The sequence below is a fragment of the Cytobacillus gottheilii genome, assembly GCF_001636345.1.
Taxonomy (GTDB): domain Bacteria; phylum Bacillota; class Bacilli; order Bacillales; family Cytobacillaceae; genus Cytobacillus; species Cytobacillus gottheilii.
Window position 1 is genome coordinate 922,088 of the sequence record NZ_KV440945.1, and the last position, 20,083, is coordinate 942,170.

A 20,083-nucleotide genomic window follows, 5' to 3' on the forward strand; every position below is an offset into this window, starting at 1 on the left:
TTCGTTTTAAAGGCAGGAGATAGACATGATCTACGAATGGATTGTAGTAGGTGGCGGTATTCAAGGCTGTACAATTGCAGCGTTTCTAATGAAAAATAACAAAGTATCAGCATCTCAGCTGCTCATCATTGACCCCATGAAACACCGCTATACCGTTGGACCAAGACAACAGAAATGATTGAGATGAAATTTTTAAGATCACCGTCTGTACATCATCTGGATGTTGAGCCTTTCTCTTTGAGAAAATATGCTGACGACCAGAATCGAAAGAAAAGTGATTTTTATGGAGTATATAAACGGCCTTCATTGGAGCTTTTCAATGAGCATAGCCAAGCTCTGTTTCGAAATCTCAACATGAAATCCTGCTGGCATCAAGGCTTTGTTAATGGAGTTGACCGGGAAGATGCTAGCTGGACCATCAGCACTGTGGCAGGGAATCGTTTTAAAACGAAAAACGTGGTACTGGCACTAAGTGTGAATGGCCAGCTGAATATTCCTGAGTGGGCGAGTAACCTTGAAGCTCACTCACATCAGCTTTTCCATATTTACGATGAAGCTGCCGATTTAACGAAAATGAAGCCTTCTATTGCTGTTGTGGGAGGCGGCATCTCAGCTGCCCATTTAGTCATCAGTCCGTCAAGCGGCTGAAAGAATTGTTTTTAGTGTTTAAACCAAACGAAAAGGAGTTTTGATCATGAGAGTAAACATTACACTTGCTTGTACAGAAACAGGAGACCGTAATTATATTACGACGAAAAATAAGCGCAACAACCCGGACAGAATTGAATTAATGAAGTACTGCCCGCGCTTGAAGAAACGTACATTGCATAGAGAGACGAAGTAATTTTATTTTATAGGCCGGTTGGCGCCACTATTGGTGCTGCCGGCTTTTTACGTATTGTATAACTTGAACGGGGTTTGGCGGATAAAACGTTGTTTTTGGCGGATATATTTTTTTTACGGCGGATAAAAAATTTTTACGGTGGATAAATCCCATTTAACGGCGGATATTTTACTCGCGACGGCGGATATCCCGGTTCAAAGGTCTATCATTTATATTTTTTAAAAGGTTTTGCAGTATTTTTTATAAAATTCTCCGTTTAATCCAGCATTTGTTCCTCAAAATGAGCTCTAATAATCGGATTGTGATGTAAATAGAACGCAGAGAAGTCCCAACAGCGGCGCTTTCCTCACCAATACAAATGCTTTCTAGTGATGAAAATCCTATAAAAAATCACATTGTTCAACAATCCGTCACATCTTTATTACAACATTGTGAAGTTTATCACAATGTTGATGTGGAGTATCCTCCACCATGGTATATTCTAAGTGTAAGAAGCAATCATAAAATAATCTTTCAAAATAGAAAGGGAGATGCAAGATGATTAACACTTGGTTAAGAGAAAACAAAATTGCAGCAGCACTATTAACAGTTATACGTGTTTATTGGGGATATTTATGGATCACAGCTGGATGGGGGAAAATCACAGGAGGATTTGATTCAAAAGGATTCCTGGCTAACGCAGCCGCAAACCCGGTAATGGGACCAGATGGAGCACCTGTTTTTGGCTGGTATAACAGCTTCCTTCAAAGCTTTGCATTGCCGAATGCCGATCTATTTAACTTCATTATTCCATGGGGCGAATTCTTAGTTGGACTTGGATTAATTCTTGGATGCTTAACAACAGCAGCAGCATTCTTCGGAATTTTGATGAACTTCTCTTTCTTGCTTACAGGTACTGTATCTCATAACCCGACAGACATTCTAATGGGTGTATTCATTTTAGTTGCTGGCTACAACGCTGGAAGATTCGGTCTTGACTATTATGTAATGCCTTTTATCCGCAAGCAATTAAATAAAGGCAAAGAAGAAGAGAGTGGAGCGAACGTAAACAGAGTTTAATGTGAATCATCATTAATAATCTATAGTAAAAAAAATTATATAGTATGGAGGTTGAATTAGGCTGACTAGTTCAACCTTTTTTTAGTTCAGTTTCTGAAGTTATAACTAGCAATCTTAAAAATCTACTATATAACTTCCGCTCTGTATCAGTGCAGGTAATGTCATCATTTTAAGATTCCCAGAATCAACGTTCTTTCGTCCTATTTTTCAATAAATTCTAAAATATCCTTTTATTTACTGTTTGTATGTATTAAACTAAAAGCACAATTGAATAGTTATAACTGGGGGAGTCCAATAAGCTGGGCTGAGAGGGAAACGCTATAAAGTTTCTTGACCCTTTGGACCTGATCTGGATCATGCCAGCGTAGGGAAGTTAGTGAATACTTGCTATGTATACTTCTGCATATTCTGAAGCTGGGTCTGTTTATTTTACAATGGACCCAGCTTCTTTTTGTGCACTTCACTGAAGGATGTCTTTGCATTTCCCGAGATCAAGTCCTTAACAATATGTTAAAGGAGAGATAAAATGATCAACCCCACTGTAAACGGTAAAATGATTTCTATTATGTCCAGCTTTCCCGGCAGCAAAAAAGTGTATGTAGAAGGTACTAGGTCTGATATCCAGGTGCCAATGAGAGAAATTGAACTTAGTGCCACCACAGGATCTTTTGGAGATGAGAAGAACGAGCCCGTGCGTATTTATGATACAAGCGGGCCGTATACGGATCAGAATTATGCAGTGGATCTGACAAAAGGACTGCCGCCCATTCGCCAGAAATGGATGTATGAACGCGGCGATATTGAAAGCTATGAAGGTCGCAGGATAAAACCAGAAGATAATGGTTACCGCAATGAAGACGACCAGCGTACCCAGCACGGTGTGTTTCCCGGGCTAAAAAGAAAGCCTCTGCGGGCAAAACGAGGAAAAAATGTTACACAACTTCATTATGCAAGGAAAGGGATCATCACACCTGAAATGGAATTCATCGCCATCCGGGAAAATATGAATCCTGAATATATCCGTGAGGAAGTCGCCCGCGGACGAGCCATCATTCCAGCAAATATTAATCACCCTGAAAGTGAACCAATGATTATTGGCCGCAACTTTCATGTGAAAATCAATGCCAATATCGGCAATTCCGCTGTATCCTCGTCGATTGAAGAGGAGATTGAAAAAATGACCTGGGCAACGCGCTGGGGTGCTGATACCATTATGGATTTATCGACCGGGAAAAATATACACAAAACACGGGAATGGATTATCCGAAATTCTGCTGTTCCTGTAGGCACAGTTCCAATCTATCAGGCACTTGAAAAAGTAAATGGGATTGCGGAAAATCTTAATTGGGACGTATTTCGCGATACTCTGATTGAGCAAGCCGAACAAGGGGTAGATTATTTTACAATCCATGCTGGTGTGCGGCTGCATTATGTTCCATTAACAGCTAAGCGAATGACTGGGATCGTATCTCGCGGCGGTTCCATTATGGCTCAGTGGTGTTTATATCATCATCAAGAAAGTTTTCTTTATACTCACTTTGAAGAAATATGTGAAATCATGAAGACGTATGATGTGGCTTTTTCATTAGGCGATGGTCTCCGTCCCGGCTCAATTGCAGATGCAAATGATGAAGCCCAGTTTGCAGAGCTTGAAACATTAGGTGAGTTGACTAAAATTGCCTGGAAGCACGATGTACAGGTAATGATTGAAGGTCCTGGGCATGTCCCAATGCACCTGATTAAAGAAAACATGGATAAACAGCTTGAAGTCTGTCAAGAAGCGCCTTTCTATACATTAGGTCCGCTAACAACCGATATTGCACCAGGCTATGATCATATAACCTCTGCAATCGGCGCAGCCATGATCGGCTGGTATGGAACAGCCATGCTCTGCTATGTGACGCCGAAGGAGCATTTAGGACTGCCAAATAAAGATGATGTCCGGGAAGGTGTGATCACCTATAAAATCGCTGCCCATGCAGCCGATTTGGCTAAAGGCCATCCTGGTGCCCAAATAAGAGATGACGCTTTATCAAAAGCGCGCTTTGAATTTCGCTGGAAGGACCAGTTTAATCTCTCCCTTGATCCAGAACGGGCACTGCAATTTCATGATGAAACCTTGCCTGCAGAAGGTGCTAAGACAGCTCACTTCTGTTCCATGTGCGGTCCCAAATTTTGCTCAATGAGAATTTCTCAGGATATTCGAAACTATGCAAAAGAGAATATACATGTTACAACAGCAGATATAGAACAGGGGTTAAAGCAGAAAGCAGAAGAATTTAAAGAAGGCGGAAGTCAAATCTATAAATAGAACCAATTTGATATGTTGGTGATATTGCAGTTTATTTTCGCTTAATTGCTGGATAAATACTGAAGCACAGCTGAGTGAGAAAACAGTAAAAACGGGAGCACCTTATCCTAAAGGATCAACACATATGAAAAGCCAAAGAGCTCATGATCAAATGAGCTCTTTAGTTTATGAAAGTGATATAACAAAAAGTTTCCATGCTATGGAACTTCAAAGGCTCGCCATTTAATCAGTCTTCTATTTATTCTATCGTAAATGATGCGGATATTCGGTCATCCTCTGTCAAAGTTTCAATCACACGATAGGTTCCTTTTTCAAGCTGAGAAAGCTCGACATCCTGCGAAAAAGTGTCTCCATTTCTTAATAAAATTCCTATGCAGGTGCCATTTGTTCAAACTCAAACTGTTCCCAACTTTCTCCGTTCCATTTATCCAAAATCACACCATAACCAGTATTTAATTCAATCGTACCCAAGTTTGTCAGCGTAACGGTCATCTTTTCTTCAGGGGAATAGTGTGTCTTGTCTAAATCAATTCTTGCATTTATTTCGTTATAGGGTACAAAGATTTGATGATATTCCTGTTTCCGAATTTCATCATTTTCACCTATTGCTACTTGCTCAATATAATAAGCAACATTCTCTTCATCTGGAATGGTGATAAAATAACTTGGATCCTGGCGCTCAACTGTTTTTTCTATGATCGTTTCAAACTTTCTTTCTTCATAATTAAATTTCAAGAATTCAACTTCATATCTTGCTGTGGGTGATAATCCATCGGGGTCGATTTCAAATTGGTCCCCAGCCTTATATACACGATGTGTTGTGCGCTGATAACCTTCCTGATCACGATTTTCAAAAAAGACTGAATCCATTAAATCCAAAAATGATTTACTCTCAAATTGAATAGCTGTGTTTACTTTTGATTTGTCGATCTCTTTTAATTGCTGTGGAAGATCATTAGGTATCGTGATATCTTGTTCTTCAATTCCCTTTTTTACTTGGTCTGTGCCGGCCATACCTGAATCACATCCAGTTACAAAAAGGGCAAATAAAGCGAGTAAGATGATTTTTTTCATTTTTTTCCCTCCTAAAACAATAGACGGAATAAGTGGGGGAAAGTTACTCTGTGGAAGTTCAGCTGTAAAACTATTTATAGAAGTTTAAACTGTATAAGGAATTCTGCTATACAAAATTCCTTCACATCTTATATACTTACTATGTTCAAGATTGATCAATTTTAGCTTGAATAAAAAGCTGCATCTTAGAATACGCCTCAATGAATAGTATCTGCAAAATGATTAAACAAACGGAGAGGTTCTATATGTTGTTTTCTAGTAGTCTGCAAAGGCAACTATCGATTATTTTTGGCATTATTATGGTATTTTTAGTCATTATACTAAGTTTTTTAATTGGACAGCGATCCATTCAGGAAGTACAAACGGAAATTGGTGATTCATTAGCAGATATGGCCTATTTAATGGGGGACAAGCTTGATCGTTACATGTGGTCAAGAAATGGCGAAGTTGAGATTATCAGTGAAATGCAGACCATTAAAGAGCAGGAAGACCTTAACGAAATCGATCAATTGCTGAATCAGGTCAAAGAAAGCTTTCCTGCTTTCAGCTGGATTGGATTAACCAATGAAGCAGGCGAAGTTGTTTCATCTACAGATGATATTTTAAAAGAAGTAGATATTTCAGAGAGGCCAGTTTATCAGGAAGCATTGGAAAGGCCATTTATTGGTGATGTTCATGAAGCGGTGCTGCTGGCTGAGTTATTGCCAAATCCTACTGGGGAACCGATGAGATTCGTGGATATTAGTATGCCTATTACAACCGATGGTGGTGTTTTTACTGGAGTATTGGCGGCACACTTAAGCTGGGAATGGGCAAAAGAGGTTGAAATGTCCATGCTGAATACATTAAAAGGCAGAGAGAATCTTGAAATTTTCATTGTGGGCAAAAATCAAGATGTTCTCCTAGGACCGCAAGAAATGCTGGGTCATACGCTGAATTTTGATGAGTTAAAGCATGCCGAACCAGATCAGGTTGCTTGGGCTGTAGAGAAATGGGACGATGGAAAGGAATATTTAACAGGTTTTGCTTTAACGGATGGCTATAGAGACTATGAAGGTCTGGGATGGACTGTCATTGTTAGACAGACGGTGGACGAGGCATATGCTCCAACGAAAGAGATGTTGAGCTATTTTATTGTCTGCGGCATCATTTTGGCAGTTCTTTCTTCCCTTTTAGCTTCCTTAGTGGCCAGAAGAATGGCTGCACCGTTGAAGGAAATATCAAACATTGCGGACCGGCTGCGCGGAGGGGAAAAAATTGATATTCCAATCTACAGAGGAATAGAGGAGATTGAATCTCTTTCCATTTCATTGCGAAAACTAATAAAACAGTTAACCAAAACGGAAACTGATTTAGTAGAGATGGAAAATGTAGCTTCAAGGGATCATTTGACCGGACTTGCGAACCGCAATGGTCTTGAACGTTATCTGGATCGGGTTACACATGAAAATATCCCATTAACGGTATTGTATCTAGACTTAGATGGATTTAAAAAAGTAAATGATACGTTAGGTCACGATGCAGGTGATCAGCTCCTGATTGAAACAGGAAGGCGCCTCAAGCAGAATATCGAGAATGGCGAGTTCGTTGCAAGACTTGGTGGAGATGAATTTGTCCTTGTTTTGAAATCGCCAGAAGATCCAGTTCAACGAGGAATCGATATCGGAAATCGGATTGTGTCTATGCTTGGTGATGCCTTTGTCATTGATGAACATATTGTTCATGTCGGCTGCAGTGTAGGCGGAGCAGTATATCACCCTGAAATCAACAACATCACGTCGGTCATCCGTCTAGCTGATGAAGCGCTATATAAGGTGAAAAGAACAGGGAAAAATAGAGTGTATATGTCGGAAGCACATTAAGGTGCTCTGACATTTGAAAAGGGTGATCCGAAGTCAGGATCACCCTTTTGCTTTATTTTTTGATGCGCATCATGAACAGTAAAACAATAATTAGTGTAAATGCCGTTAAGGCCAGGAAAGGAATGGTTACAAACCCAAACCAATCGATATACTTGGCATTGCAGGGAACGCCATTTGCACATGGTTTGATTTGTGCAAAACCAGGAACCATTTGCAGCAAGTAGTGATAGATGGAAATGCACCAGCCAATCACAGCCATTGGCAATGCAATTCTTTTCACCGTATGATCCTGATAAAAAGCGCCAATTCCTAAAACGAAAACAAGCGGATACATGAAAATACGCTGATACCAGCAAAGTTCACAAGGGATAAAGCCGCGGATTTCACTAAAATAAAGGCTGCCAAGTGCAGCAATCATGGAGATGACCCAAGCAAGATATAAAAAGAGCTGACTCTTCTTCTGTGCCTCCATTATTCCTGATCCTCTAATGCTTCATCAATTACACTTTTTATTTTTTCATAATCAAAAGGATCTTCTATCATCACTTCATTAACCATAATGGTTGGTGTTAATTGTATTTCATACTCTTCAACAAGGGATGTATCTTTATTTACCTCTTCCACAACCGCTTCCGTTTGCATTGCTGCTTCTAGATCCTCAGCAGCAATGCCAGTTGTTTCAGCTGCCACTTCGTGTATTTTATCCACCGTTAGCCATACAGTATCATGATCATTTTCAGGCTGCTCTGCAAATAGCTTCTTATGGAAGTCCCAATAGGATTCAGGCTCTAGCTTTAGCACGGCTTCTGCAGCAGCAGAGCCTAATGTGGATTCCTCGCCATGAAATAAGACATTGATATAACCAAACTCAACTTGTCCACTTTCTACATAATCATCCACAAGCTGCGGGTAAATGCTTTCTCCCCATGCTTTACATGCTGGGCACTTAAAGTCGCCAAACTCAACGACTTTCACTGGTGCATCCTCTTCTCCTAATCTAGGCTGTTTTTCCAGTGATGGCTGCTCTGAAAATTCAGTACCGGGTTCATTTTCTTTTTGGTTATTGCTGTTGAGCACAACAAACACCGCAATGGAAGCAAAGACTAAAAGAGTCAAAACAATAATAAATGTATTAGATGATTTCTTTTTCTGTGACATGTAGGGAATCTCCTTTTCTATTAGTAGCTTTCTTATTTTATCAAATAGGTAGTAACTATTCAAAATGCCATTGGGAGGATCCCTATGTGAGGTACAAAAGCGGAAAATGCGTCATACCATAGTAGCAGCGTCTTATCAGGAGGGATGGCATGGATCATGCAGGCGAAGAATTACTCATAACAGGGGCATGGCTTCTTGGACTGGGCACATTATCAGCAGCCATAGGTCAGACTCATGCCACCGTCACACGGACAAAGAAGGGAAAAGAACTGGTCCTTAAGGGAAATGGGATCGAGGCATTGGGCAACTCATTACAGGCAGTCGGAAGGTCAAAAGATCTCAATCCGGCAAGTGCTGAATCAACTTACTATTATATCTTGGGCTGCTGGATTGAAGCGGCAGGCAATACCACAAACTCAGTTGGGATACATGTCGAATTAAATGAATCAGAAGAAGATGGCAGGCGAATTGATGCACTGGGAAGTTCCGTGCAAGGACTTGGTGCAGCATTTGAAGCAGTGGGAGCTTACCTTGCCGCCGACACACCTGCAAGGGAGTTGGATATGACGGGAAATAGTCTAGTTTCACTGGGCTCCATCGTTGAGGCAATTGGAACTGTTTTCTTACTGCAGGAACTGGAGGAAGCGGGAGAACACATCCTAATGATTGGGAGCTGGATTCAAGTAATTGGAGCGTTTATTTTGATTAGAGCCTTTTCGATGGAAGCGGAAAATGAGGAGGGTGGGGAGAGGCGTACGTTTTCTTCTTATAATAGAGGGAGATGAGGGTGTTTTAGATGGATTTTGGGAGAGGTGAGTTGTGAAAGAGGGGGGAAACCGTGCGATAAACATAAATATGGAGAATGGTGTGGTGAAAAGGGGAGTAATAAACCTGAGTAATCCAGAATGTAGAAAGTGGTGTCGCGGAAAAGAGAGAAACACCCCTTTAAAATCTAGAATCTGGAAAATAGTGTCGTGAAAAGGGGAGAAATACCCCTCTATAATCTAAAATCTGGAAACTAGCGTCGTGAAAAGAGAAGAAACACCCCTCTATAATCCACAATCTGGAAAGTGGTGTCGTGAAAAAGGGAGAAACACTCCTCTGTAATCCACAATATGGAAAATGGTGTCGTAAAAAAGGGAGAAACACCCTCTAGAATCTAGAATCTGGAAAATGGAGTCGCGAAAAGAGAAGAAACACCCCTCTATAATCCACAATATGGAAAATGGAGTCGCGAAAAGAGAAGAAACACCCCTCTATAATCTAGAATCTGGAAAATGGAGTCGCGAAAAAGGGAGAAACACCCCTCTATAATCCGGAATCTGGAAAATGGTGTCGCGAAAAGAGAAGAAACACCCCTCTATAATCCATAATCTGGAAAACGGTGTCGTGAAAAGGGGAGAAACACCCCTCTATAATCTAGAATCTGGAAAATGGAGTCGCGAAAAGAGAAGAAACACCCCTCTATAATCCACAATCTGGAAAAAGGTGTCGTAAAAAAGGGAGAAACACCCCTCTGAAATCCACAATCTGGAAAACGGTGTCGTGAAAAGGTAAGAAACATCCCTCTTAAATCCGAAATTTGGAAAATGGTGTCGTGAAAAGGTAAGAAACATCCCTCTTAAATCCGAAATTTGGAAAATGGTGTCGTGAAAAGAGAAAAAACACCCCTCTAAAATCCACAATCTGGAAAACGTTGTCGCGAAAAGGGAAGAAACCCTCCTATAATCCAGAATCTAAAAAATGGTGTCACCAAAAGAAGAAAAACCCCCAACCTAAATCTAGTAAACCAAAAATAACGCATAAAAAGCCTTCAACTATTCACTAACAAAAACAATATAGCAAAAAAGCCCGTGCAATCACAATATGGATGCACGAGCAAATGACATAATCCAAAGCATACTAGAAGACGAACCATTTAAGCATCAAACATAAAAGGATCCTCTTCCACTGCCAGTCAAGCGATAATGCCTCTTGAGTACTCTTTGTACTGTCTTTACAGTCAGGCCTCCAGTCCAATTAGAAATTCCAGCAACAGTGATTTTTTCTTCAGGAAATAGAATTTTAAACTCTTGAACGCACCGTAGTATTGCAGCGCCCAATTTCTCAACAAATCCGCACTGATCACATACCATTTTAGAGTTAGAAGGAAGCATAAACGTTCGGCATACAGGACAAGGTACTCCCTTTTTGAGCGTGTCATAGGAATAGGCAGGAAAACGTGAGTAGGGAGATTTTTCTAGCTTGTAAGAGTTTAATGCAGCAGCGAGTTTATGATGCTGGGCTTTAAGTTTAGTGGAGTGGTTATTAATCTTTTGGAGGAATCTCTTAATCTGCGCAGGGAAAATGAGTGGTTGCTGAGGGGTGCAGCCAAATAAATGAAATTCGGGATTTATAAATACACAATAAGATTCTATTGGTATTTTATAGCCAAGCTCGCGGCAAAATTGGTTGAGCAGAAGCTCGCTTCGTTTGAGCTGCTGTAATGGTGATTTGATTTCCGTACCTGTGATGGAATGCCACTTTTCTCCATCGATTGAAAAATCACCTTCATAATTCTTCACCTCAAATAAGTAGAGTGTCTTTTCAGAGATAAGGAGCGTATCAATTTGAAGTGCATTGGATGAGTGGACATCCAGCGTTATATCTTTAAGTACAATGAAAGAGCATGATAGCTCCGTTTCAAGCCAGTGATCAAAGCGTTTTTCCCCGGCATATCCTTTTTCTAAATGATGCTTTTTCTTGAGATCAGGTAAATTCATTCTGCCCTCTAATGATTGCAGAATGATCAGCTCAATTGGTTTATGGCGGTAACAACTAATAATTTTCAACTCCTATCTGATGATTCCCCAGGTTCCCCCTTTATTAATTCTACATTAAAATCCACCTTTCCTTTTCCTTATTCCTCCAACAACATGAAGATCTGCTGACATCAGGTGATTTACATCACTTTTCACCCCATTTTCTATTGTCACACTGTACAAAAATTCATTTCTATTTTCGTATCACGGTCCATATTTTTCTGTGTGAGAAAATAATATACTTCAATTAAGTTAGTGATTAAGTTCACAATCTTAGACAGGAGTTGATGTGAAAATGATCCAAGCGGGATTGATGGGTGCGGATAAAATTGAATGGATGAACGCCAGAAAATATATGTATCAATTGCTAATAGTTATGTTTTCAACTCCAATGAGTCAGGAATCCTACAGTCTGATTAAGGATAACGTCCAAACCAATGGTTTCCCTGAAGAAATATCAGACGGTGATTTTTTAAAATCCTTTTTTCAAGAAGAAGAGTCTTTCGCGATTCAAAAAGCAAGAGAGGATTATTTTCGGCTTTTTGTCGGACCGGATTCTTTACCTTGTCCTCCATGGGAGTCTGTCTATAGAGGAAAGGATCGAGCGCTGTTCGACTATCCAACTTTTGAAGTGAGAGATTTATACAGCTCTTTTGGCTTAGAAATGAAGAAGCAAGAAGGACAGCATGATGAAGCAGACGATCATTTAATCTATGAGCTTGAATTTATGAGTATTTTAATTGATAAAGTGCTTGATGCAGATAGTCCTGCTGAACAAACAGCAGCACTGCTTGGTCAGAAAAAAATGCTGGATGAGCATTTGAAAAAATGGATACCCGATTTGGCTCAAGATATTTTGACTAATGCCAGTTCTCTCTATTTTCAAGGCTCTGCTAATATACTAAATTCATTTATTCAGTTTGACAGTGAATTAGTAAATGAACTGCTTTAATACGATTTTTTTATATGGGAGGTTACAGACATGAGTAATGGATTCTTCAATGAACTAAATGAAAAAAAGATTTCAAGAAGAAAATTTATTAAATGGTCGGGTGCCGTATCAGCGCCAGTTGTTTTAGGAGGAATTGCAACAACTGGAAACATGGTGAAAAAAGCTGGAGCGGAATTAGCTGCAAAAAAGGCAGATGAACTCGTGCTCACAACTTGTTCTACGGTTAACTGCGGTGGCCGATGCCTGATTAAAGCCCATATCAATAATGGCGTGGTTACAAGGTTAACAACAGATACAAAAGCCGATACCTTCGAATTGCCGCAGCTGCGGGCTTGTATTCGGGGAAGAGGATATCGCCAATTTGTGTATAATCCTGACCGTTTAAAATATCCAATGAAGCGTGTAGGCAAGCGGGGAGAAGGGAAATTTGAACGTATTTCCTGGGAGGAAGCGATTGATTATATTGCAAAAGAGTTAACGAGAATAACAGAAAAGTATGGACCTGCCAGCCGTTACAGCAACTATGCGAGTGGACACTCAGGCAGTATTATCGGTGCAGGTAACATGATTCAGAGATTATTTGGGCTAACAGGCGGATACTTAGGATTTCACAATTCTTATAGTTCTGCGCAAACAACAAATGCAACTCCATTTACGTATGGAACAACCCAAACAGGAAGCACTCTGGATAACCTATCACATTCTAAAATGATTATCCTTTGGGGTCATAATCCGGTTGAAACGAGATTTGGTGTAACAGATTTTTATGTGCGAAAGGCGAAAGAAAATGGAGTAAAGATTGTTGTTATTGATCCGCGCCAATCTGATACGGCTGTAGCACTGGCTGATGAATGGATTCCGATTGCGCCTACAACAGACGCAGCGATGATGGATGCCATGACACATGTCATCATTACAGAAAATTTATATGATAAGAGCTTTGTAGATCAATATTGTGTCGGTTTTGATGAAAACCATATGCCTGATGGTGTGCCAGAGGGAGAGTCTTTAAAAAGTTACATCCTTGGCGAAAAAGATGGTGTTCCTAAAACTCCAGAATGGGCTGAAAAAATTACAAGAGTACCTGCTTCAACCATCCGCAGACTTGCCAGAGAATACGCAACCAATAAACCATCAGCGCTTATGCAGGGGTGGGGACCGCAGCGGCAAGCATATGGTGAACAATTTGTGCGCGGCGGCACAGTGCTTGCAGCCATCACCGGAAATGTTGGTGTGAAAGGCGGATGGGCATCTGGTGCCGGTTATATCAGTCTTGTTAAAACAACAGCTGTGCCTAAAGGCGATAATCCAGTTGGTCTAACCATTCCATGCTTCTTGTGGACAGATGCGATTGTACGCGGAACGGAAATGGATGCTAAAGATGGCGTGAAAGGATTAGCTGAGGAACAGGATACATTACCAGTGAATATGAAAGCCATGTTTAATTTAGCAGGTAATACACTGATCAATCAGCATTCTGATTGTAATAAAACAGCAGAGATATTAAGTGATGAAAGCTTGCTTGAATTAATTGTTGTCAGTGAAATCTTTATGACACCAAGCGCAAAATTTGCTGATATTTTACTTCCTTCCAATACATTTATGGAAAGATGGGATGTCGGTACAACTTGGGCTCCTTCTCAGCAGGCGATTTTGTCACAAAAATGTATTGAAAACATGTATGAATCGAAATCAGATTATGAGTGGATGACAATGCTGGCTAAAAAGCTCGGTGTTGAGCAGAAATTTACTGAAGGAAGAGATGAGCTGGCTTGGATTAAATGGTCTATAGAAGAATCTAGAAAAACTGATCCGAACTTCCCAACATTTGAAGAATTCAAGAAAGAGGGCATTTATCAAGTCTCATTAGAAGGCAATTCAGTGGTCGCGTTCGAACAGCAGATTAAAGATCCTAAAAACAATAAATTCGAAACGCCATCAGGAAAAATTGAGATTTTCTCTAAAGCATTGTGGGACATGAATGACCATGAAGAGATTCCAGCGATCCCAAAATATATCTCATCCTGGGAAGGGCCGGAAGATCCGTTAACAGAGAAATATCCGCTGCAGCTAATTGGCTGGCATTATAAGCGTCGCTGTCACTCTACGTTTGACAACAATAAGTGGCTGGAGGAAGCAGGTCCGCAAGTGATGTGGATGAATGAGCGGGATGCAGCTACTCGAAACATAAAAGATGGAGATCGTGTGAAGATCTTTAATGACCGCGGTGAAGTGCATATGCCGGTGAAAATGACCAATCGTGTTATTCCGGGAACGATTGCGATTCCGCAAGGGGCATGGTGGAGTCCGGATAAAGATGGGGTTGATCAGCGTGGAAACGTCAATACGTTAACAAGTCAGCGTCCGTCGCCATTGGCTAAAGGAAATCCTCAGCATACAAACTTAGTTGAAGTAGCAAGAGTGTAGAAGAATGAAAGGTGGGAGAGCAAGTGGCTCAGCTAGGCTTTTATATAAATAATGATTATTGTACAGGCTGTAAAGCATGTGTGGTAGCGTGTAAAGATAAAAATGATAATGAGGTTGGTGTCAACTTTCGCCGTGTTTATGAGCATTCCGAAGGTGACTATGTAGAAAGAGATCATGCTGTTATTCAAAATATCCAAACCTTTTTCACATCTATTTCTTGCAACCATTGTGAAAATCCAAAGTGTGTGGAAGGATGTCCAACTGGTGCAATGTATAAAAGAGAAGAAGACGGCGTTGTATTAGTAGACCATGATAAGTGTGTCGGCTGTAAATATTGTGTATGGAACTGTCCTTATGGCGCTCCGCAATACAATGAAGTGCTTGGTAAGATGACAAAATGTGATTTCTGTATTGATTTAATCTCTGCTGGTGAAAATCCAGCTTGTGTAGGATCTTGTCCAATGCGCGCTATTGAATACGGTCCAATTGAAGAACTGCGAGCTAAATATGGAAATGTCAGTGATATAAAAGGGTTGCCTAATTCATCTATTACGAAGCCAAATCTTGTTATTACTGCACATAGAAACGCTAAATAAAGGAGGTTTAAAAGATGCATGAATGGTCTTTACTGATCTTTACTCTTTGCATGCAGGCTGCCATTGGCGGTACTGTGATGCTCCTGATTTTTTATAAAAAGTTATCAAAACTGGATCCAGAACAACAGTTTCACGTGATGAAACTGCCGCTGGTTGTCATTGCCGGATTATCACTTATTGGTCTGGCGGCTTCCTTTACACATTTGGGTTCTCCAGAAAATGCACTGAACACTATTCGGCACTTAGGGTCATCTTGGATGAGCCGAGAGATCCTTGTAACAGGAATGTTTATTGCTGTTGCTTGCGGAGCGGCAGGGCTTGCATTTATTCAGAAAAAGGTGAATGTATGGCTGTTAGCTGCCGGAGCTGTCATTGGACTTTTTGACATCTATTGTATGGGTGCGATTTATTACAACACACTGGTTAGCGGCTGGAATTCTATTAATACGTATACATCTTTTTATGGAACAGCCTTTGTATTAGGTCCAATTTTAATTGTGAGTTTACTTGTTCCTTTCTTAAAGGCAAAAAATGAAGAACTTGCGCAAGCTTTTGTGAAAAATGCATTCTACATTGCACTAGGCGGAATAGCCATTCAGCTGATCGGTGTTGCAATCTTCGGGATTACTGCTCCTGAAGTGAACCAAATTGCAGGTGTGAATGTGATGGATGCACTAGAAGGTTATCAAACAACAGTTGCAATTAGGTGGATGATTGAAATTATTGGCATATTCTTCATTGGCTATTTGTCCATTGCAATGAATAAAAAAATCCCAATCTACTTTGCTTATGGAGCACTCGCTGTCTTGATCTTTGCAGAAGGCATGAGCCGGTATGTGTTTTATGTAATGGGAGCATAAGATAATGGAAGAAAGCTGTCACTTAGTGTGGCAGCTTTCTGGCGTTATCGCAGCACAGCAAAAAGTGAAAAGTTTGATTGGCATGTTCACTATAGGATTATATAGATTAATAAGGTTACCTTGCACACAAATTAAATCATACTCAAACGATCTAATAATCAATCCCCATAGTTGACCATTTACCCCCATGGGTATAAAATGAAATATAAGATAACCAAAGGAGTGACAAATATGGGGAAAAAGATCGTAATTGTCGGTGGAGTTGCTGGAGGAGCGTCTGTTGCTGCAAGAGCTAGGAGACTGGACGAGCATGCAGAGATCATCATGTTTGAAAAAGGGCCGCATGTTTCTTTTTCAAATTGTTCACTTCCGTACCATTTAAGCGGCATTGTAGAAGATAGTCAGAAGCTCGTGTTAATGAATCCTGAAATATTTAAAAAGAGATACAATATCGAAGCGAGAGTAAGTCAAGAAGTGGTGAAAATCAATCGTAAAGAAAAAAGCATTTCAGTGAAGAATTTAGCAACAAGTGAATATTACGAGGAAACTTATGATCATTTAGTTCTTTCACCAGGAGCAAAGCCAATTCGGCCAAATCTTGATGGTGTAAACAATGCCAATGTCTTTACAGTAAGAAATGTGGTGGATATTGAAAAAATGCATCGCTTTATAAAAACTGAAAATGTTCAAAAGGCGGCTGTTATAGGCGGAGGTTTCATTGGTGTAGAAGTCGCTGAAAACTTAAAATTAGCTGGTCTAGACGTTTCGTTAATTGAGTTTGCTGATCAAGTTATGACACCTTTTGACTATGATATGGCTCAAATTCTTCATAAAGAGCTAGTGGGTCATGGTGTGGAGCTTATTTTAAATGATGGCTTAGCAAAAATTTCTGATACCTTTATAGAAACGAATTCAGGCCGAAAAATAGAAGCGGACGTCGTTGTTTTGGCAATTGGAGTTAGACCAGAAACGACTTTAGCGGAAGATGCTGGTCTAGAAATTGGTGAGACAGGTGCGATTAAGGTTAACCATCACTATCAAACAAGCGACCAGCATATTTATGCTGTTGGTGATGCTATTGAGGTATATCATCGTTTATTAAACAAACCAACCAGATTGGCGCTGGCAGGTCCGGCCTTAAAGCAGGCGAGAGCAGCTGCAGACCATATGTATGAGATTCCAAACAGAAATGAAGGCGTGATTGGTTCTTCGTCTATTCACCTTTTTGATCTTAATGCCGCAGCAACCGGATTGAATGCAAGAACTGCTAAAAATGCGGGGATTTCTCACGATTCTGTTTATGTTATACCAGGAGATAAAGTGGGATTGATGCCAAATAGCAACCCTATGCATTTTAAATTAGTATACGAATATCCGTCTGGCAGAATTTTAGGTGCACAGGCGATTGGAAAAGGAAATGTCGACAAGCGAATTGATGTTATCGCAGCCATCATCAAGCTGAATGGAACAATAGAGGATTTAAAAGACCTTGAATTAACCTATTCACCGATGCTTGGGACGGCTAGGGATGTCGTAAATCATGCTGCATTAGTAGCAGAGAACCAGCTTCATGGACTATATAAGGAAGTTAAGGTTTCGCAGGTTCGTGATTTAGTAGAAGGTAATGCCTTTATTATTGATGCCCGTGAAAAGGGAGAATATCAGGCAGGGCATTTAAAAAATGCAGTTAACATTCCGCTTAGCGAATTTAGAGACAGACTGGATGAGATTCCAACAGATCAGCCAGTGTATATTCATTGCCGTTCAGGTCAGCGCAGTTACAATATGGTCATGGCATTAAATAACTTAAGCTATGAAAATATATATAATATTTCCGGGTCTTATTTAGGCATTAATATTTATGAGTATTTTAACGATCTCGTGAGCGGAAGAGAAAAGATCGTTACGCAATATAATTTTAAGTAAGGATGGTTAAAAGTGACGTCTATAAAAGTATCTCCATTTATCCCTTTTAGGGTACAATAGGGGAAAAAGGGGGGAAGTAGGATGGAATATGATAAATCCGTTGTAAACCGTTTAAAGCGTATTGAAGGTCAGCTTAAGGGAGTTTTGCAGATGATCGAACAAAATAAGGATTGCCGTGACGTCATCACCCAATTATCAGCTTCCCGCAGTGGCATTGACCGAACGATTGGCCTTATTGTCAGTATGAACTTAGAACAATGTATTCGGGAGAACCTGGAAAAAGGGGAAAGCACAGAGGATTTAGTGAAAGAAGCAGTCAATTTACTGGTGAAAAGCAGATAAAGTTCAATACCATAAGAAAAAGTATTGGACTTTTTCTTTTCATAATAATATACGTATGCGGGTATTCGTCAGAAAAGGCCCTTACTGGTAGGGTTAAGTGTCATCATTTAATTATTAAAAACAAGACTTTGAGCAAATAAGCAATGTTACTGGCGGTATGAGTGCTTGGATGTAATGAGGTAACATTACACATGAGGACAGTGAAGTTATAGCACTTTACTGTCTTTGTTTTATGCTCATAAAAGGGACTCCCTATGCCTTGAATTTTTTATGAGTTTTCACGGATTCTTCATACTTCCAGTGTATTGTTTTGGTATAGAGTGAACGGAGGAAATCCAATATGGCGATAACCAGTAAATTACTGTTTTTTGGAATCGTTGCATTTAGCTTTTTGGCTGGCGTCATAGCTTTTTGTTTTTTAAGTGAGCAGCCGAAGGAGCAAAAGAAAAGAGAAATTGATGAAGTTATAACAGCACTATTGAATTTTGTTATCTTCATGATTATAGGAAAGGTACTGGTCAATTGGCGAATATTTATTGATGACCCATTGGCAGTGTTAGCTTATCCAAGTAATTCTTCAGCGTTTTACTTGGCAGTTCTGTTCAGTATTGTACTGCTTGTATATAAATCTAAATATAAACAGCTTCATTTTATCGGTTTAAGTGCTGCTTTTCTGCCTATTTTCTTATTAGCAATTTTTTTATATGAGTTTATTCAATTGGTGTGGAAGAATAACTCTTTGAGTCTTGGAAACATGCTCATAGCTGGCCTGATTCTTGTTTTGTATCTTTATCTTCGTGAGCGGTTGAAATCTGTCAATCTTGTTTTGGCACTCCTTACTGGCTGGTCAGCTGGAATGCTTATATTATCTTACTTTCAGCCATTCATCACGATTTTCGGATTTATTGTAGCCAGGTGGTTTGTATTGGCATTTATGGTGCTCGGTATAGTGGTTATGATGAAAAGAAATCTAATCCTTAAACGTTAATAAAGCAGTTAATCTTGTTACAGGATTTTATTTTCTCAGATTTATTAATGAGGATGTTAATTAGGAGAAGGAGGGCAGGTTATGAAAAATACAATTGTTGTTGGAGTTATTTTAGGTATGCTGGCTTGGGCCATTTACGATTTCACAAATACGAACAACACAGCCAAACAGCTTAATGAAAGTGAGAATGAGGTTGGTCTAGACGTTGGGGATATAGCACCTGATTTCGAACTTGAATTGTTAAACAAAGAGGTACGTGTAAAATTATCTGATTTTCGGGGACAGCGTGTTATGGTGAATTTCTGGGCAACCTGGTGTCCGCCATGCCGGGCAGAGATGCCAGATATGGAAAAGTTTCATCAAGATCGTGATGTAGCAATATTAGCTGTAAACATGACCGACACTGAAATGAATAATGAGCAGGTTGAGAATTTTGCTAATACATACGAATTAACATTTCCGATTTTATTAGATGAAGAAGCTGAAATGGCTGATTTGTATAATATCCAGCCCCTTCCGACTACATATATGATAGATTCGAATGGCGTTATTCAATATAGAACTTTAGGGGCTATGAATTACGAATTGATGATTCAGGAGTTTGAAAAAATGGATTAAAAAAACGTTCAAAGCTTTCGCTATATTTAGCGTAACTTTGCACGTTTTTTTATTGTACTTTCATTCTGCTGTCAATTTCTCAGTTCAGTATATCCGCTCATACTTTTTCACCTTTCTTTGTAAAATTCTTTAATTAAATTCATCTTATACCACAAGGGGTATATTTTAACGAAAAGAATCGCTAATGTTTCCCACTTTTCTTTACTCATCAACATAATTTTTTTCTTATTGGCAAAACTACTCCCAATTATAAGATGAAAGGATA

General features: G+C 39.8%; 19 protein-coding genes and 1 riboswitch. Of the genes, 15 read left to right on the forward strand and 4 right to left on the reverse strand.

Annotated elements, in window-relative coordinates; genetic code table 11:
* The first annotated feature begins 25 nt into the window (after positions 1-25).
* The 5 genes from A6754_RS23155 to thiC all read left to right on the forward strand — a co-directional run bounded on the left by A6754_RS23155 (position 26) and on the right by thiC (position 4,214).
* On the forward strand, positions 26-178 hold the full coding sequence (locus tag A6754_RS23155) for a hypothetical protein (RefSeq protein ID WP_257297408.1): 153 nt from the start codon (positions 26-28) through the stop codon (positions 176-178).
* Between the two features lie 5 nt (positions 179-183).
* Complete coding sequence (locus A6754_RS04355) at positions 184-648, forward strand: SidA/IucD/PvdA family monooxygenase (protein WP_257297409.1); 465 nt, start codon at positions 184-186, stop codon at positions 646-648.
* Between the two features lie 46 nt (positions 649-694).
* Positions 695-844 (forward strand): 50S ribosomal protein L33, encoded by a 150-nt coding sequence (gene rpmG, locus A6754_RS04360; RefSeq protein ID WP_066442686.1) that lies wholly within the window; start codon positions 695-697, stop codon positions 842-844.
* 537 nt (positions 845-1,381) lie between these two features.
* Positions 1,382-1,903 (forward strand): DoxX family protein, encoded by a 522-nt coding sequence (locus A6754_RS04365; protein WP_066442687.1) that lies wholly within the window; start codon positions 1,382-1,384, stop codon positions 1,901-1,903.
* A gap of 273 nt (positions 1,904-2,176) precedes the next feature.
* A riboswitch (TPP riboswitch) is annotated at positions 2,177-2,291 on the forward strand.
* Positions 2,292-2,429: 138 nt separating this feature from the next.
* Complete coding sequence (thiC, locus tag A6754_RS04370) at positions 2,430-4,214, forward strand: phosphomethylpyrimidine synthase ThiC (RefSeq protein WP_066442688.1); 1,785 nt, start codon at positions 2,430-2,432, stop codon at positions 4,212-4,214.
* 369 nt (positions 4,215-4,583) lie between these two features.
* Here the strand turns inward: thiC and A6754_RS04375 are convergent, their stop codons facing one another.
* The gene (locus A6754_RS04375) at positions 4,584-5,288 is read right to left on the reverse strand and encodes an immunoglobulin-like domain-containing protein (RefSeq protein ID WP_066442689.1); all 705 of its coding nucleotides are present in this window, start codon (positions 5,286-5,288) and stop codon (positions 4,584-4,586) included.
* A 245-nt stretch (positions 5,289-5,533) separates the two neighbouring features.
* On the opposite strand from A6754_RS04375, the gene A6754_RS04380 reads away from it, so the two are divergent.
* Positions 5,534-7,150 (forward strand): sensor domain-containing diguanylate cyclase, encoded by a 1,617-nt coding sequence (locus tag A6754_RS04380; RefSeq protein WP_066442690.1) that lies wholly within the window; start codon positions 5,534-5,536, stop codon positions 7,148-7,150.
* A gap of 52 nt (positions 7,151-7,202) precedes the next feature.
* On the opposite strand, the gene A6754_RS04385 is transcribed toward A6754_RS04380, so the two are convergent.
* Both A6754_RS04385 and A6754_RS04390 read right to left on the reverse strand, forming a co-directional pair.
* Entirely contained in the window at positions 7,203-7,622 is a 420-nt protein-coding gene (locus A6754_RS04385) for a disulfide oxidoreductase (protein WP_066442691.1), read from the reverse strand.
* Positions 7,622-8,308, reverse strand: a complete 687-nt coding sequence (locus tag A6754_RS04390; protein WP_066442692.1) for a DsbA family protein — start codon at positions 8,306-8,308, stop codon at positions 7,622-7,624. The genes A6754_RS04385 and A6754_RS04390 overlap by 1 nt, the downstream gene beginning before the upstream one ends.
* A 149-nt stretch (positions 8,309-8,457) precedes the next feature.
* Here A6754_RS04390 and A6754_RS04395 point away from each other — a divergent pair, with 149 nt between their 5' ends.
* Positions 8,458-9,093 carry a DUF6944 family repetitive protein gene (locus A6754_RS04395; protein ID WP_066442693.1) on the forward strand — a complete coding sequence of 212 codons (636 nt, stop codon included), beginning with the start codon at positions 8,458-8,460 and terminating at the stop codon, positions 9,091-9,093.
* Positions 9,094-10,233: 1,140 nt separating this feature from the next.
* On the opposite strand, the gene A6754_RS04400 is transcribed toward A6754_RS04395, so the two are convergent.
* Positions 10,234-11,070, reverse strand: a complete 837-nt coding sequence (locus A6754_RS04400) for a nuclease-related domain-containing protein (RefSeq protein WP_156495692.1) — start codon at positions 11,068-11,070, stop codon at positions 10,234-10,236.
* A 334-nt stretch (positions 11,071-11,404) separates the two neighbouring features.
* Here A6754_RS04400 and A6754_RS04405 point away from each other — a divergent pair, with 334 nt between their 5' ends.
* From A6754_RS04405 to A6754_RS04440, 8 genes are all read left to right on the forward strand, one after another.
* Positions 11,405-12,061, forward strand: a complete 657-nt coding sequence (locus tag A6754_RS04405) for a TorD/DmsD family molecular chaperone (protein ID WP_082851604.1) — start codon at positions 11,405-11,407, stop codon at positions 12,059-12,061.
* A 30-nt stretch (positions 12,062-12,091) separates the two neighbouring features.
* Positions 12,092-14,488, forward strand: a complete 2,397-nt coding sequence (locus tag A6754_RS04410) for a DMSO/selenate family reductase complex A subunit (RefSeq protein WP_066442695.1) — start codon at positions 12,092-12,094, stop codon at positions 14,486-14,488.
* A 23-nt stretch (positions 14,489-14,511) separates the two neighbouring features.
* The gene (locus A6754_RS04415) at positions 14,512-15,084 is read left to right on the forward strand and encodes a DMSO/selenate family reductase complex B subunit (protein ID WP_066442696.1); all 573 of its coding nucleotides are present in this window, start codon (positions 14,512-14,514) and stop codon (positions 15,082-15,084) included.
* 14 nt (positions 15,085-15,098) lie between these two features.
* Positions 15,099-15,944: a dimethyl sulfoxide reductase anchor subunit family protein gene (locus tag A6754_RS04420; protein WP_066442697.1), complete on the forward strand. Its 846-nt coding sequence runs from the start codon at positions 15,099-15,101 to the stop codon at positions 15,942-15,944.
* 231 nt (positions 15,945-16,175) lie between these two features.
* Complete coding sequence (locus A6754_RS04425) at positions 16,176-17,870, forward strand: FAD-dependent oxidoreductase (protein WP_066442698.1); 1,695 nt, start codon at positions 16,176-16,178, stop codon at positions 17,868-17,870.
* A gap of 81 nt (positions 17,871-17,951) precedes the next feature.
* Complete coding sequence (locus A6754_RS04430) at positions 17,952-18,212, forward strand: metal-sensitive transcriptional regulator (protein ID WP_066442699.1); 261 nt, start codon at positions 17,952-17,954, stop codon at positions 18,210-18,212.
* Between the two features lie 340 nt (positions 18,213-18,552).
* Positions 18,553-19,200 (forward strand): hypothetical protein, encoded by a 648-nt coding sequence (locus tag A6754_RS22885; RefSeq protein ID WP_066442700.1) that lies wholly within the window; start codon positions 18,553-18,555, stop codon positions 19,198-19,200.
* Positions 19,201-19,281: 81 nt separating this feature from the next.
* Entirely contained in the window at positions 19,282-19,818 is a 537-nt protein-coding gene (locus A6754_RS04440; RefSeq protein WP_066442701.1) for a redoxin domain-containing protein, read from the forward strand.
* The last annotated feature ends 265 nt before the right edge of the window (positions 19,819-20,083 follow it).

Bases quoted from the DNA above. Each gene is read 5' to 3' on its own strand.
- A6754_RS04400 (WP_156495692.1), bottom strand. From the start codon at position 11,070: ATGAATTTACCTGATCTCAAGAAAAAGCATCATTTAGAAAAAGGATAT.
- A6754_RS04355 (WP_257297409.1), top strand. From the start codon at position 184: ATGAAATTTTTAAGATCACCGTCTGTACATCATCTGGATGTTGAGCCT.
- A6754_RS04440 (WP_066442701.1), top strand. From the start codon at position 19,282: ATGAAAAATACAATTGTTGTTGGAGTTATTTTAGGTATGCTGGCTTGG.
- A6754_RS04395 (WP_066442693.1), top strand. From the start codon at position 8,458: ATGGATCATGCAGGCGAAGAATTACTCATAACAGGGGCATGGCTTCTT.
- A6754_RS04425 (WP_066442698.1), top strand. From the start codon at position 16,176: ATGGGGAAAAAGATCGTAATTGTCGGTGGAGTTGCTGGAGGAGCGTCT.
- A6754_RS04390 (WP_066442692.1), bottom strand. From the start codon at position 8,308: ATGTCACAGAAAAAGAAATCATCTAATACATTTATTATTGTTTTGACT.
- A6754_RS04410 (WP_066442695.1), top strand. From the start codon at position 12,092: ATGAGTAATGGATTCTTCAATGAACTAAATGAAAAAAAGATTTCAAGA.
- A6754_RS04365 (WP_066442687.1), top strand. From the start codon at position 1,382: ATGATTAACACTTGGTTAAGAGAAAACAAAATTGCAGCAGCACTATTA.
- A6754_RS04420 (WP_066442697.1), top strand. From the start codon at position 15,099: ATGCATGAATGGTCTTTACTGATCTTTACTCTTTGCATGCAGGCTGCC.
- thiC (WP_066442688.1), top strand. From the start codon at position 2,430: ATGATCAACCCCACTGTAAACGGTAAAATGATTTCTATTATGTCCAGC.
- A6754_RS22885 (WP_066442700.1), top strand. From the start codon at position 18,553: ATGGCGATAACCAGTAAATTACTGTTTTTTGGAATCGTTGCATTTAGC.
- A6754_RS04430 (WP_066442699.1), top strand. From the start codon at position 17,952: ATGGAATATGATAAATCCGTTGTAAACCGTTTAAAGCGTATTGAAGGT.
- A6754_RS04405 (WP_082851604.1), top strand. From the start codon at position 11,405: ATGATCCAAGCGGGATTGATGGGTGCGGATAAAATTGAATGGATGAAC.
- A6754_RS04375 (WP_066442689.1), bottom strand. From the start codon at position 5,288: ATGAAAAAAATCATCTTACTCGCTTTATTTGCCCTTTTTGTAACTGGA.
- A6754_RS04385 (WP_066442691.1), bottom strand. From the start codon at position 7,622: ATGGAGGCACAGAAGAAGAGTCAGCTCTTTTTATATCTTGCTTGGGTC.
- rpmG (WP_066442686.1), top strand. From the start codon at position 695: ATGAGAGTAAACATTACACTTGCTTGTACAGAAACAGGAGACCGTAAT.
- A6754_RS23155 (WP_257297408.1), top strand. From the start codon at position 26: ATGATCTACGAATGGATTGTAGTAGGTGGCGGTATTCAAGGCTGTACA.
- A6754_RS04380 (WP_066442690.1), top strand. From the start codon at position 5,534: ATGTTGTTTTCTAGTAGTCTGCAAAGGCAACTATCGATTATTTTTGGC.